This window comes from Candidatus Omnitrophota bacterium, from assembly GCA_028715965.1.
Lineage (GTDB): Bacteria > Omnitrophota > Gorgyraeia > Tantalellales > Tantalellaceae > JAQUQS01.
This window is the reverse complement of sequence record JAQUQS010000004.1, coordinates 103,150-117,434: the sequence shown is the minus strand read 5'-3', so window position 1 is coordinate 117,434 and position 14,285 is coordinate 103,150. Positions and strand designations below refer to the sequence as shown.

The window sequence follows — 14,285 nt, the reverse complement described above, 5'->3', positions numbered from 1 at the left end:
TCCGACGGATAGAGGCGTACAACAAAAAGGGGCGTCGATCGGATCACTCGTTCTGTACTTCTTCCTGCACAACGCAGTCGGCGGGTAGGGGGTTAGTAGTGTCCTTACCTTTATAGGGACGTAGATCGGCTTGGCCGAAAAGGGCAAAGCCATCGGTGGCATCACCAGCGGGCACGTCCCAGTCCATACCGTCCCCAAATGAAAATTCCGAACCGGCCGCATCTCCGAACTTCAGGGCCGATCTTTGGCTTTTTTCACCGTCGGCCACGACTTCCGCGCGTACGGTAATAGCGGCCGAGATGAAAAGACACGCAAAAATAACCGCCATGCACGTTTTTCCGAGTGCGCTCCTCATATGACAACTCCTTTTATCTGAAAACCTGAACATATATCAGTCAACATAAAATAACGTACTATAAAAAGTATACGAATTTACAATAAATTGCCAAGTACATGCGATCATATTTAAGTTATTTCAAATCAACCTTCAAAAAGCAATGTAAGTAAAGAAAAGGCGGTTAAGGGAGTTGTCCCGCGAAGAGGCGCCAGATCACATTATCGAACGTCGCCCAAAAACCCCTTAAAAACACCCCAGAGGCCCTCCATTTGCAACGTCCGATAAGCGCGGTACTGATACCAAAAATAGACGCGCTTAGGAGAATATTATCGGATGATATGCGAAGCAGGGTATCGTCGGATAATGTTCCGGCATTATTGGACGTTGTCCCGCAAAGAGGCGCCAGATCACATTATCGAACGTCGCTCAAAAACCCCTTAAAAACACCCCAGAGGCCCTCCATTTGCAACGTCCGATAAGCGCGGTACTGATACCAAAAATAGACGCGCTTAGGGGAATATTATCGGATGATCCGCGAAGCAGGGTATCGTCGGATAATGTTCCGGCATTATTGGATGTTGGGAATTGTCTCAAAGTATTCATACATTATCCGACGTGAGAAACTCGGGACAAAACCCAGGCAAACACCCCTAGAAAGCCCTCATTTACAACGTCCGATAAGCGCGGTACTGATACCAAAAATAGACGCGCTTAGGGGAATATTATCGGATGATATGCGAAGCAGGGTATCGTCGGATAATATTCCCACATTATTGGATGTTGGGAATTGTCTCGAAGTATTCATACATTATCCGACGTGAAAAACTCGGGACAAAACCCAGGCAAACACCCTTAGAAAGCCCTCATTTGCAACGTCCGATAAGCGCGGTACTGATACCAAAAATAGACGCGCTTAGGGGAATATTATCGGATGATATGCGAAGCAGGGTATCGTCGGATAATGTTCCGGCATTATTGGACGTTGTCCCGCAAAGAGGCGCCAGATCACATTATCGAACGTCGCTCAAAAACCCCTTAAAAACACCCCAGAGGCCCTCCATTTGCAACGTCCGATAAGCGCGGTACTGATACCAAAAATAGACGCGCTTAGGGGAATATTATCGGATGATATGCGAAGCAGGGTATCGTCGGATAATGTTCCGGCATTATTGGACGTTGTCCCGCAAAGAGGCGCCAGATCACATTATCGAACGTCGCTCAAAAACCCCTTAAAAACACCCCAGAGGCCCTCCATTTGCAACGTCCGATAATGTATGTTATGTTAACTTATTAATAAGGAAAAGACCTGTTTGGCGTTATATATTGTGGTTACCTTGCGGTATAGTTCAACAGCCCTCCGGCCATGACTATCTCACGCTGACGTGCCGATAAATGGTACTTTAAACGCATTTTAAGGCCCTTGGCAGGCACTTCCAGCAACAGGTCGATATCAGCCCCCAGAGCGTCTAATATGCCATTAATTTCGGCCTGGTCTCCCAGATCTACCCGGTCATAGTCCTCCGGGTCATCAAAGACCAGCGGTAAAATACCGAAATTCACTAGATTTGCCGCGTGGATCCGCTCAAAAGAGCGCGCGATCACCGCCTTGACCCCCAGGAACATTGGACATAAAGCGGCATGTTCACGGCTCGAACCCTGCCCATAGCTCTCCCCCGCCACGATAAAGACACTTTTACCCCGGTTACGCAATACGGCAGCACGTGCGGAAAAAGTGGGGTCCTCGCCCTCAAAAACGTATTCCGAGTACTTTTTGACATTCGAACGATATTTCAGCCGGCTACCGGCAGGCATTATATGGTCGGTAGTGATCTTGTCACCGACCTTGATGGCGATCTCTCCTGCCAAGGAATCGTTAAGTGGCTTGTTCTTGGGCGGGTCACCGATATTCGGCCCCCTGAGCACCTTAACTGCCCCAGCTCGTTGCGGGTCCGAAGGCGGCAACACCATACTATCATCGACATCGAACTCTGCAGGCATATGGAATTCAGGGTATGATCCTTCCGGCACGGATAAAGGATCCGTGAATTTACCGTTTATCGCGCATAATGCCGCTGTCTCGGGAGAAACAAGATAGACCCGCGCCGACCTGGTCCCGGAACGTCCTTCGAAATTCCGGTTGCTTGTACGGACAGAGACCGCGTCGGATTCCGGGGCCTGTCCATTTCCTATGCAAAAACCGCAGACACTCTCCATTATCCGCGCGCCGGCAGCGATCATCTTGGTCAACGTCCCGCTTTTTGATATCATGGAAAACACCTGTTTAGACCCGGGCGCGACCACAAGCGACGTATCCGGATGGACTTTTTTCCCGGAAAGCACTTCTCCCGCTACGAATAGATCCCTCAATGAGGAATTCGTACAGCTTCCGATAGCCACCTGGTCAACCTTAAGACCTGCGATATCAGCGACCTTGACCACATTCCCGGGTGAATGCGGCGCCGCGGCCATAGGCACAACTTTAGCAAGATCGACCGTTAACACGCGGTCATAGTTCGCGCCCTCATCGGCCGCCAACTCCCTCCAGGACGCTTCCCGACCCTGGGCGCGCAAAAACCTTAACGTCATTTCATCGGAAGGGAAAATACTGGTCGTAACGCCTGTTTCGGCGCCCATATTGGTTATGGTGGCCCTTTCCGGCACTGAAAGCGTTTTGACCCCCTCCCCCGCGTACTCAAGCACCATATTAACATTGCCTTTAGTGGACAGGACATCCAGTATATGCAAGATCACGTCCTTGGCCGAGACCCATTTTCTCAGTTTCCCTACAAGCTCGACCTTTATGACCCGAGGAGCCGTAAGGTAGAACGCCCCGCCACCCATAGCCACAGCCACATCCAGCCCGCCAGCCCCGATGGCTATCATGCCGATACCGCCGCCGGTCGGGGTATGGCTGTCGCTGCCAAGAAGTGTTTTACCCGGAGCCCCGAACCTCTCCAGATGGACCTGGTGGCAGATACCGTTACCCGGACGGGAAAAATATATACCATATTTGGACGCTAAGGTCCGCAAATACCTGTGGTCATCCGCGTTCTCAAAGCCTTGCTGTATCGTATTGTGGTCCACATAACTTACCGATATCTCCGTTCGCACCCGGGGTATCCCCATGGACTCGAACTGAAGGTACGCCATTGTCCCGGTAGCGTCCTGTGTAAGCGTCTGGTCTATCCTTATCCCGATCTCTTTCCCCGGCTCCAGTTCCCCGGCGACAAGGTGTTCTTTCAATATCTTATATGTCAGGCTCATGTTCATCGACATGTATTACCACTTCCCCCATTTGTTGTTTTACCGCGCTTTACCGGACAATACGCGTGCCCGATCGACCTCGCGGAGCGGAGCGAACAAGTAAAATGCATTTTAGTGTATAATGCGTCGTGTGACAAGATATAATTTGGATAATATGTGATATTCAAGCGGCCAGTTCAAGTATGTCCGCAATAGTTTCCCGCGTATACCTTCCGTCAAGCCCCCACTGGACCGACGTCATATACGCGTTCTCGGATATCAAGGCGATCTCTTCCCGGGACACACCAATATCAGCCAGCCGGACCGGCGCGGAAACGCTCTTATACCATCGCTCAAGCGCGGTTATCCCCTCAAGCGCGACGCCCTCCCCCTCCCCATCGGATATATCGAAGATCTTTTCCGCGAAACGCGTGAACCTGTTTTTCCGCTCTTTATACGCATATTTCATCCAAGCCAGGGATACTATGGCCAGGCCAGCGCCATGCGGCACGTCATACAAAGCGCTTAACGAGTGTTCTATCATATGCATGGGGAACCCCGTCGGCCCGATACCGGCAGAAGCCGAGCCGTTAAGCGCAAGCGTTGCCGCCCACATAAGATCAGCCCGGGCTTTATAATCTTTGGGGGAGGTATATATTTTATCCGCGCTACGCATGATCGACCTGACAAGACCCTCGACGTACGGGTCCTGCACCGGCATATCCGTCTCTATACAATTGAAATAACCCTCAAGCAGATGTATTATCGCGTCTATCGCGCCGAACATCGAATAATCACGCGGGACCGTGAAAGTGTTCACCGGGTCAAGAATAGACACTTTAGGGAACACCTGTTCTGATATGAAATGATACTTCTGTAACGTCAGTTCATTGGTTATAACTGCACCGCAGTTCATTTCCGAAGCGGCGGCCGGCAGCGTAAGAACGACCGTGATCGGTACGGCACGTACAGGCGTCGCTTTTTCTATGAAAAAATCCCAAGGATCCCCATCATACATCACCCCGGCCGCTATGGTCTTAGCCGTATCAATGACACTCCCGCCACCTACTGCCACTATCCCGTCCAGGCCCTTCTCCCTGAATACACGGATAGAGTCCCTGACGAACGACAGGACAGGATTAGGCCTTACCCCACCCCGCTCGGTCCAGTCTACCCCGCTATCAGTGAGGCTCGCGCATACCTTATCGTATATCCCATTCGCCCGAGCGCTACCACCACCGTAAAGAAGCATTACGTTCCTGGCATAACGCGAGGTTTCTTCCCCTATTCTAAGGGTCGCGTCCCGGCCAAACACTATCTTGACGGGATTATAAAAAACAAAATCCTGCATAAAGTCACCTTATCGGGAGAGCTGGTTCGGGTCTATCATCGTGATATTAAGATTGGTAAAATCAAACGTATATTTCTGCTCATAGAACAGTTTGAGACACGTGTCAACGACCTTTGGGTCGAACCATGTATCCCTCTTCAACAATATCTCGTCCAGCGCGGCTTCAATACCCAGGCCTTCCCTGTAGGGACGCGGGGCTGCCATGGCCTCCACCACGTCCGCGACCGTTATTATCCTGGCCTCCAACAGTATATTGTCACCATTGGCTCCGTTGGGATACCCCGTACCATCCATATGCTCGTGGTGTTGAAGCACCGTCCTGGCGATGGGCCAGTCAAAATCGATCGCCTTGAGAATATCGTATCCGACCTGTGGATGCGAGCGTATGAGCTCTATCTCCTCTTCTGTCAACTTACCCCGTTTCGTTAGTATTCGTGTCGGCACGCCGACCTTACCGATATCATGGCTTATGCCTGACATATATATCTCGTTCTGCTTTTTCTCCGGCAGGCCCATCTCTTTCGCGATGGTACGCGCCAGATCTGCCACCCTTCGTTGATGACCAGCCGTGTAAGGGTCCCTGCTTTCAACGGCGGTGGCCAAGGCGTTTATGCTACCCTCGAATATTATCTGCAGTTCCTCGGACATGAGGTCAAAAGACCGCGCGAACGCCGCGAGCTCGTCCCCTTTCTGTTCTTTTATGCGCTTGGTGATATCAAATCGTGAGTTTATGTAGGTGACCTTTTTCAGGAGCATCCGTATGGGCTCTGTAATGTTCTTGGTGAGCAGGTAATAGAGCACGAATATGGAGGCCAGGAGCGCGATAATAAGTATGGTCACGGTCTGGGCTATCATGCGGATAACCGCCCCATCCACCAGGTTCTTCTCTATGCCAACATGTATCGTCCCTACCCTTTCCTCCTTGAACACTATCGGGATCACGCTCTCATAGTATCCCTCAACAGAGACGATTATACTGTTATTCTCCCCTAAAAGCTCCAGTTTCGCGGTAAATATGTCGGGTAGCTTATCGTCGTCGACATCACCTTCGCTATGGTACAGTATCTTCCTGTCGGCGTTAGCCACATAACAATAGCTGAACTTCGGACTAAGCCGCGACCTAAGGAGATATCTCATATCGGAGAACGAGTCCAACGGGAAATAGTTCAGCCCATGGAGAATGGCGGAACGTATGTCCTGGGCGTCGGCCCTGGCCCTTTCCAGCATAGCCTCGATGTACATTGACCGGAACTTAGTGATATTGATAGCAGCTGTCGACGTTACGGCCAGCACCAATATGGATATTGTGGTAGCGAATAGCTTGGTACGTATGCTTATATTCATTTTACTCCGCGTGACTCACTTTTTAATATCACCGAAGAACTCGTTTATTTTCTCGATATCCCATCTGTCGGGTTCCAGCCCGAGATACACCTTCCACTTACCTTCCTCGTTCACAAGCTCAAAATCCTTCCGGGTCGTCATCGTCGGCACATTGCCCGAGCTGTATCGTAAAGCCAACATGTCATCTATCTGTGAGCTCTGCATGACCTCCTGGTCCAGCGCTCCGAAAGCCGCCGTGAACACATCCTGGAACATCGTACCGAAATCAGGCGTGGTTATGGTGACTTCGGCCGTCGCCTTGTCCCCTTCCACTGTCATTCTATCGATCTCAAAGGATATCTTCCGGTACAGTACCTTCTTGAACGCGCTCATCTTATCCATGTCCACATCAGGCGATATCTCTTCCAGCTTTTTTGTTTTTTTGTCGCGTTCCGACAAGTACTCATACGCTTCATGATACCTGCCATGGAGCCAGGAGTCAAGATAGCTCGACAACACTGCCTTGGGATCCTTAGAAATATCCGCGCAACCACCGGAAACGAATGCCATGGCAAACAGGACGATCACACTGAACACGGCGCGGGAAACCCCTGTTCCACGGATATCATAGCTCATTGAAAGCCCTCCATATACCGGTCAGGGCCTCCGACGCGCCCATGGACACCCTGATATCCACGATGTCAGACACATCCGTACAGTCCGGATTTATCTCAATAGTCGCTTTTTTCATGTTCCTGGCCCTGATAATGGGTTCCTTGATATACGGGAAAACACTGGTCGTGCCTATGGACATAAAAACATCATATGGCCGGTCCGTCTCGTAATACAACTTTTGCAGGGCCCTGTATGGCAATGTCTCCCCGAAAAAGACCACTGCCGGACGGACGATCCCGGCACATTTCGGGCACAATGGTGGTATCACTAAGGAACTGAAGTCCTTGACCGTGTCCTTCCAGCCGCATTCGGTACAGAAAATATCGTGGATATTCCCATGTATCTCAATAACGTTCCCGGACCCCGCGTCTGTGTGGAACCCGTCTATGTTCTGCGTCAAGATGCATACTTCGAAAAATTTCTCCATTTCCGCGAGAACACGATGCGCCTCGTTGAAAGAGGCTTTCCTGCTCCGAGCTTCGATCTGGCTAAGGTATTTCCATGTGATCGCCGGGTTCTCTTTGAGCATGTCCCCCGCCAGCGCCACTTCAATAGGTATTCCCTCTTCGGTCATTTTATCGGAATACAACCCACCCTCCCCACGGTACGTAGGCAGACCGGAGTCAGCGGATACACCAGCCCCTGTGACGCAAAAAAGCCCCGTGCAGCCCTTAAGCATCCGCGCTATTTTCGGGAATACGCTCTTGTCTGTAACCTCCATGCCCGTCCCTGTACCTTTAAAACCCCCTCCAGGAGGCGTCATCATTGCTCCCCAAAATTCACCGGCCGGAAACCTCTGCGGGTACGCTTGTCTACCGCCTTGATCTCCCCGACCAGAACGCTCCTCTGTTCATCATTGAGGACTCGATATATCTTATCCTGTTCCATGATCAGGTACTGTGATTTTTCCTTTATCAGGTCGAATTTCTTTTCCACCATCATGTTCACCACGTCAGGCTCATACTCGCCGGACAACAAGATCGTGTCGATCTCCATGCTGGTTTCGTTTATTTCCTTGTCCAGGTCGTTCGATCTCTTTCTGGACCCCTCCAAGACCGCGGTTATGGTGTTCTCCTGTTCCTTGGTAAGGGCCAGGTCCTCACGTTTACTGGTAAGCACATCGATCAAGCGCTGGTATTGCAGCGGGATGGGCATGCCGCTTGAGCGCGTATTGAACGAGGCAGTTCTCGTCTCAGCCGATACAGGACAGCCCGTGATGTCCCCTTCCGGACCGGCCTCAGAGGCATGCCCCATGATCGCGCACGATAACGATATTACCAGTACTGCAGCCGCGTTCATAAGTCCATCCCTCATCTTTTCCCCTCCCATGCGCTGGATGGGATCATCTACGTCCTTCTTCCAGCGCGCTTTTGACAGCGGATATAGCGCTGTCATAATCCGGGTGAGACGTAAGCTCGGGCACATATTCCACGTATCCGATCGATCCGGCGTCATCTACTACGAATACGGCCCTTGAAAGCAATCTCAGCTCATTTATCAGGACTCCGTATTTTACCCCGAAATCCGCGTCCCGGTGATCCGAATAAGTGCTTACCCTTTTTATCTGGAAATCATCACAGAATCGTTTTTGAGCGAAAGGAAGGTCCATGCTTATAAAGATGACCCTGACGCTATCCGATAGGGCCAGGGCCTCTTTATGGAAACGTTTTATTTCAAGATCACAGACCGGGGTATCCAGGGATGGCACTGAAGCTATGACCGTTATACCTCCACTGAACTCGATAACACTTGATGTCAGGTCATTTGAAACAACCCTGAACGATGGAGCACGCTCTCCCGTCTTCAGTTCCTGCCCGGCCAAAGTGACCGGGGCCCCCTTGACCGTACAGATCCTCTGTTCTCCCATACAACCCTCCAAAACCACGCTTATCTGGTCATTTTCCCCGATTTGAACTTTTTCATGAACTGGTCCATATATTTCAACAGTTGCCGTATCATTTCCCTTAGCTCTGTACTATCGTCCAGAGCGATCCCTGAATTGGGATCACTAACGGAAGGACTTCCGGATACCTTTGGAAGCGACGATACGCTCATCACATCCAATGGGTCCTCACCCTCAATGGCTTTGTCCTTCATATCGGACAGATAACCGATAAGATACCGTACCTCCCCCACCACCTGTTTAATAAGTGGGAGGTTCCGGTTCAGCCTATTGTACGCGAAGACTCCGGCGACGATCACTATCAGGACAATAACTACCCTGGCCAGCCGGCCGACGAACACAAAAGAGATATTCCTGTGGCAGTGCTTACAATAAACAGCCTCATCCTGTACGCTCTCCTTGCAAAAAGGACAAAGTTTCATCAGGACGACACCTCACCGTAAACGACCGTAGCCTTTCCCTCCACTCCTCTCATATCACCTTCATCCGGGCCTTCCCGGAACGACACTACGATGGTCTGCGAAGGCTCAGGATACCAGTCATAGAAAAAATCCGAGCCGTCCCTTTCCATATCGTTCCAGACGTCTCCGCCATCAAGGGATATTTCCATCGCATTGACCCCCTCGCCGCCGGATCGGCTGAAACGAAAATATGAGAAATCCTCGATATCGTTCTGTTGGAGGGACACCCTTTCTCCGGCATGAACATCCTGCCAGGCATTGACCTGGAATAGCGCCTCGTCGCCGGCCACGCAACATATTGCCGCGCATACACTTAACGCTGACGCGAGAAGTATCGCTATTATTAATGCCAATGGGCTTATCTTTTCGCGGCTTATATTCATCTGCTAATAAAATATACCTGAAGTTTCGGCGATTTTCCAGCTTTTAAAACTAATAATTATTTGGTATTATTATATATTGTAAACTTTGCTGTAAGACAACAATTATGCTCAAATGCCTCAACATCAAAAACTTCGGCCTTATCGATGATATCTCGATCGAATTCGATGAAGGGCTCATCGTCTTCACCGGAGAGACCGGTGCGGGCAAATCCATACTCATAGACGCACTCAGGTTCGCGTTAGGGGCTCGGTTCAACACAACCCACTTGAGGGACAAGAACAAGCCCTGCATAGTCGAGGCTCTTTTCAAGATCCCTCCTTCCCTCCTGGAAAAGGTTCCCGACGCGCAGGAACTACTCTCGGAAGATGATGGGGACCTGATAATCTCCCGCACATACTCCAGCGACGGAAACAACAGGAACCGCATCAATGCCCGCCTTGTCACGACCGGACTCATAAAGGAATTGGGAGACCTCCTGGTCGACATGCACGGCCCCCACGATCATCAATCTCTCTTTTCCGAAAACACGCATGTACAGTTCATCGACCATATGGCCAATACTGCCGATCTGATAGAACAATACGCGTCAGATTTCGCCCTTTATAAGCAACTATGCAGCCAGATGGAGGAGCTTAAGGAACTGGCGTCCTCCCGGGACAGGGACATGGAATCCCTTGGCTATCAGATAAAGGAACTCGAACAGGTCCCATTGTCCGCGGATGCCCTGGGATCGGTCAAAACCGACAGTGCCCGGGCCAATAACGCTGAAAAAATAATCGATGCCGCCGGAACAGTGCTGAACTCATTGTCTGACGAGGACCATGGAGCGGAGATCAAGATATCCGGGGCCTTTACCCACCTCAGGACATTGAAGGAAGCGGACCCGTCGGTCTCCCCAATGCTGGAAACGCTTGAGCGGGTACAATCCGACCTTTCAAGCATGATACGGGACTTGCAGGATTACGTAGAGAACATATCCTTCAGTCGGGCTGAGACCGAAGAAGTGAACGCTAGAAGCGACATATATACCGATATCCTTCGCAAATACGGCCCTTCCATTGAGGACGCCGCGGAACACCTTAAAAAATGCCGCGAACGCTTTAATTCACTTGTTGATATTGAGCACAACACCTCCAGTCTGGATTCACGCATAAAAAAAGCCGAGTCTTTACTGCGGGAAAAAGCCGAAAAGATACATGATAAACGAAAGATAGGCGCAAAGGCATTAAAAGCCGACATCGAAAAAGAACTAATAGAACTCGGCATCAAGAACGTCCGCTTCGAGTGCAGGATCGAGATAACGGGCCTTAACGCGACCGGGCACGACAAAGTCACTTTTTTTATCAGCCCTAACCTGGGCGAGGAAATGAAACCCCTGGCACAGATAGTATCCTCCGGGGAAGCCGCAAGGGTCATGCTCGCCCTGAAGAAAGCGCTCCAGAAGGTAGATCCGGTACCGGTACTTATATTCGACGAGATCGACGCTCAGATAGGCGGACGCTTAGGTACCATAACCGGGACAAAGTTGAAAGAACTGGCTTGCGGCAGGCAGGCTATCGTCATCACACACCTTCCACAGATCGCGGCGTTCGGTAACATCCATTTCCGAGTTTCGAAATCCGTGAAGAACGGCCGGACCATTACTACGGTAACCCGCATATCCGGGGACGAGCGCATATCCGAACTCGCTAAAATGATGAGTGGGGAAAAAGAATCCGATATCGCGAAAAAACACGCTCATGAGATGCTTCTAAAAGCCCTGCCGGCCTGACGGCCCTTACACGGGAATAATCCTTGCAAATATGCCGGTTAAAGGTAAAATACCAGCATAAAGAGAGTTACGAAGGTGTATACTCATTTCCGATCAAAACTGTAAAATTATCCAAGGCAAGGCTACTTGTTAGCCTTGCCTTTTTTTGCCCGGGGATAACGGATCTCTCGAAAGGAGGAATAGAATGGCAAAAGGCGTAGTGAAATGGTTCAACGCGGCCAAAGGGTACGGGTTCATCTCCCCCGAAAACTCAGACAAGGATATTTTTGTGCATTACAGCTCGATCATATCAGAGGGGTTCAGGACCCTCCACGAAGGCGATAAGGTGGAATTCGGGATCAAGGACGGCCAGAAAGGCAAAGAAGCGACAGACGTGGTCAAGGCCTGAACTTGCAGACATTAAAAACCCGGCAGATCGTTCTTGCCGGGTTTTTTAATTCCCTAGTATCATCGTGTTCAGAAGGAAAATCCCCTCTCCCTGAAAAGACGTATGCACGCGTCTACCGCGTTCGGGTCGTAAAGAATACCCCTGGAATTAGATATCTCTTCAAGAGCCTTATCCAGACCACAGGCCGGTCGGTAAGGACGATGGGACGCCATGGCTTCGACCACATCGGCGACCGCCATTATCCGCGACTCCAGGAGTATATCATCCCCTTTCAACCCATTGGGATATCCCGATCCGTCTATCCTCTCGTGATGCTGCAGTACTATCTGCGCGATCGGCCAAGGGAAATCGATGTTCTTGAGGATATCATACCCGACCTGAGCATGTGTCTTTATCAGGTCGAACTCTATCTTGCTTATTTTTCCCGGTTTACTCAGTATCTCAGCCGGTATATGTATCTTGCCTATATCATGTATGATAGCCGCCATTTTTATGCCGTTCACCTGTTTCTCCGACAACCCGAGATCTCCCGCTATCGCCGTGGCCAACTGGCTTACCCTCTGCTCATGGCCGGCGGTATATGGGTCCCTCATTTCCACGGTAGTGGCCATTGCCAATATGGTCCCTTCCATCACGCGCTGCAGTTCTTCCAGACTTTTTTTGCGTTCGTTCTCGCCCTTCTTACGCTCGATCGCGTAAAGAATGGATTTGTTGAGCATGCCCATATCATATTTACCCTTGATCAGGTAATCCTGTGCCCCGTTCGAAATAGCGTCAAGCCCCAGGGACTCGGCATAAGCACCCGTGATGACAACGATCGCCACATCGGGGTGTTCGTCATTAAGGTCACTTACTGAATCGAGTCCCGTACTGTCCGGCAGGTTAAGGTCCAAAAGGACGATATCCGTGTCGATATTACGTGAGATATATTCTATGGATTCCTTCAAAGTGGTAGTTACTACTATCTCGGCTATTCCAAGGACGGATTTACTCAGCATACTCTGCAAAAGTTTAGCACTCGTGGGGTCATCCTCGACAACAAGGACCTTTATGTCTGTGATCGTATGCGGATTCATGCTACACCCTTCTTATTACTAATAGTATAGCCTATCTTTGAGAGCAAGTCAAAGGAGACGTATTTAGTCACCTTGAAGTTTTTACGTCCCTTTAACTGACGGAGCACAGCGCGTATTCGGGGGCCTTTTTTATTCGCGCAACTCCATCATTTATAGCGGCTTCCGCGACTGCCCTGGATTCCCACGCCATTATACGCGGATCGAACGGGGTTGGTATCAAATAATCCGGTCCAAAAGTAAATTCCCTTCCATAGGCCTTTTTGACAGCCTGGGGAATGTCTTTTTCGCGCGCCAATGCCGCAAGCGCTTCAGCGGCGGCGATCTTCATGTTCATAGTTATGCGACTGGCCCGGACATCAAGAGCGCCACGGAAAATGAACGGGAACCCCAACACATTGTTGACCTGGTTGGGATAATCCGATCTTCCTGTCGCCATTATATACTCCCTGCCCTTCATGCTTTCTTTTACCTTTTCGGGAAGTATTTCCGGAACGGGATTGGCCATGGCGAATATCGCGGGATATTCCGACATTGAACTCACCATCCCGCCGGTAACACAATCGGCCGCGGACACGCCAATGAACACATCCGCGCCCTTCATGGCATCCTCAAGAGAGGTCTTACCGGTATCAACCGCGTGTACCTTCTTATGTTTGTTTATATCATCCCTGGATGACGTCAATACCCCCTTGCGGTCACAGATCAGGCAGTGCTTAACCCCGTCAGTCTTTATCATGTCGGCGATACGAAGCCCCGCCGCACCGGCGCCGTTTATTACCACCCTTAGGTCCGATACATCCTTACCCGTAAGTATGCAATAGTTCTTTAGGGCGGCAAGCGTTATTATGGCGGTCCCCCACTGGTCATCGTGGAATACCGGTATGTCAAGCGCCTCTTCAAGCTCCCTTTCTATCTCGAAACATTGTGGCGCGGCTATATCTTCAAGGTTTATCCCCCCATACATGCACGCTATGCTCTTTACTATCTCGACAAAGCGGGTTACATCGGTCTTCCCATCCTGCCCGGCCACACCGGTCACCGGCACAGGCCACGCGTCGACGTCAGCGAACGATTTAAAAAGTACGGCTTTTCCTTCCATTACCGGGATAGAAGGAACAGGCCCGATATTCCCCAGCCCAAGCACCGCGGTACCGTCCGTTACGACCGCCACCGTATTGTTCTTGGCAGTAAGGTCATAAGCCAAAGCCGGAGTTGCTTCTATGGCCTTGCAGGCAATAGACACTCCCGGGGTATAAGCCATGCTGAGATCACGCTGGCCGGCTAGCGGCTTTGTGATCGCCAGCGCCACCTTACCGCCCTTGTGATATTCCAGCACATCCTTGTCTGTCATCGTTATGGTGTTTTTTGACATA

Annotated in this window: 14 protein-coding genes; 2 read left to right on the top strand and 12 right to left on the bottom strand. The window is 50.6% G+C overall.

The window, feature by feature from the left end:
• Positions 1 to 43: 43 nt before the first annotated feature.
• The 10 genes from PHH49_03505 to PHH49_03460 form a co-directional block, all read right to left on the bottom strand.
• Positions 44 to 355: a hypothetical protein gene (locus PHH49_03505; protein ID MDD5488015.1), complete on the bottom strand. Its 312-nt coding sequence runs from the start codon at positions 353 to 355 to the stop codon at positions 44 to 46.
• A 1,311-nt stretch (positions 356 to 1,666) separates the two neighbouring features.
• Positions 1,667 to 3,607 (bottom strand): aconitate hydratase, encoded by a 1,941-nt coding sequence (locus PHH49_03500; protein MDD5488014.1) that lies wholly within the window; start codon positions 3,605 to 3,607, stop codon positions 1,667 to 1,669.
• Positions 3,608 to 3,764: 157 nt separating this feature from the next.
• On the bottom strand, positions 3,765 to 4,931 hold the full coding sequence (locus PHH49_03495; protein ID MDD5488013.1) for an iron-containing alcohol dehydrogenase: 1,167 nt from the start codon (positions 4,929 to 4,931) through the stop codon (positions 3,765 to 3,767).
• Positions 4,932 to 4,940: 9 nt separating this feature from the next.
• Complete coding sequence (locus tag PHH49_03490; GenBank protein MDD5488012.1) at positions 4,941 to 6,275, bottom strand: HD domain-containing protein; 1,335 nt, start codon at positions 6,273 to 6,275, stop codon at positions 4,941 to 4,943.
• A 15-nt stretch (positions 6,276 to 6,290) separates the two neighbouring features.
• Positions 6,291 to 6,890 (bottom strand): hypothetical protein, encoded by a 600-nt coding sequence (locus PHH49_03485; protein MDD5488011.1) that lies wholly within the window; start codon positions 6,888 to 6,890, stop codon positions 6,291 to 6,293.
• Positions 6,880 to 7,650, bottom strand: a complete 771-nt coding sequence (locus PHH49_03480; GenBank protein ID MDD5488010.1) for an NAD-dependent protein deacylase — start codon at positions 7,648 to 7,650, stop codon at positions 6,880 to 6,882. The genes PHH49_03485 and PHH49_03480 overlap by 11 nt, the downstream gene beginning before the upstream one ends.
• A gap of 41 nt (positions 7,651 to 7,691) precedes the next feature.
• The gene (locus tag PHH49_03475; protein ID MDD5488009.1) at positions 7,692 to 8,243 is read right to left on the bottom strand and encodes a Spy/CpxP family protein refolding chaperone; all 552 of its coding nucleotides are present in this window, start codon (positions 8,241 to 8,243) and stop codon (positions 7,692 to 7,694) included.
• Between the two features lie 28 nt (positions 8,244 to 8,271).
• The gene (gene tpx / locus PHH49_03470; GenBank protein ID MDD5488008.1) at positions 8,272 to 8,796 is read right to left on the bottom strand and encodes a thiol peroxidase; all 525 of its coding nucleotides are present in this window, start codon (positions 8,794 to 8,796) and stop codon (positions 8,272 to 8,274) included.
• Positions 8,797 to 8,816: 20 nt separating this feature from the next.
• On the bottom strand, positions 8,817 to 9,254 hold the full coding sequence (locus PHH49_03465; protein ID MDD5488007.1) for a hypothetical protein: 438 nt from the start codon (positions 9,252 to 9,254) through the stop codon (positions 8,817 to 8,819).
• Complete coding sequence (locus tag PHH49_03460) at positions 9,254 to 9,676, bottom strand: hypothetical protein (GenBank protein MDD5488006.1); 423 nt, start codon at positions 9,674 to 9,676, stop codon at positions 9,254 to 9,256. The genes PHH49_03465 and PHH49_03460 overlap by 1 nt, the downstream gene beginning before the upstream one ends.
• A 104-nt stretch (positions 9,677 to 9,780) precedes the next feature.
• Here PHH49_03460 and recN point away from each other — a divergent pair, with 104 nt between their 5' ends.
• Positions 9,781 to 11,448: a DNA repair protein RecN gene (recN, locus tag PHH49_03455; protein MDD5488005.1), complete on the top strand. Its 1,668-nt coding sequence runs from the start codon at positions 9,781 to 9,783 to the stop codon at positions 11,446 to 11,448.
• A gap of 184 nt (positions 11,449 to 11,632) precedes the next feature.
• Entirely contained in the window at positions 11,633 to 11,836 is a 204-nt protein-coding gene (locus tag PHH49_03450; protein ID MDD5488004.1) for a cold shock domain-containing protein, read from the top strand.
• A gap of 68 nt (positions 11,837 to 11,904) precedes the next feature.
• Here PHH49_03450 and PHH49_03445 read toward each other — a convergent pair whose 3' ends face one another.
• Complete coding sequence (locus tag PHH49_03445) at positions 11,905 to 12,912, bottom strand: HD domain-containing protein (GenBank protein MDD5488003.1); 1,008 nt, start codon at positions 12,910 to 12,912, stop codon at positions 11,905 to 11,907.
• A gap of 91 nt (positions 12,913 to 13,003) precedes the next feature.
• Positions 13,004 to 14,284 carry a malate dehydrogenase gene (locus PHH49_03440; protein MDD5488002.1) on the bottom strand — a complete coding sequence of 427 codons (1,281 nt, stop codon included), beginning with the start codon at positions 14,282 to 14,284 and terminating at the stop codon, positions 13,004 to 13,006.
• Position 14,285: the final 1 nt, after the last annotated feature.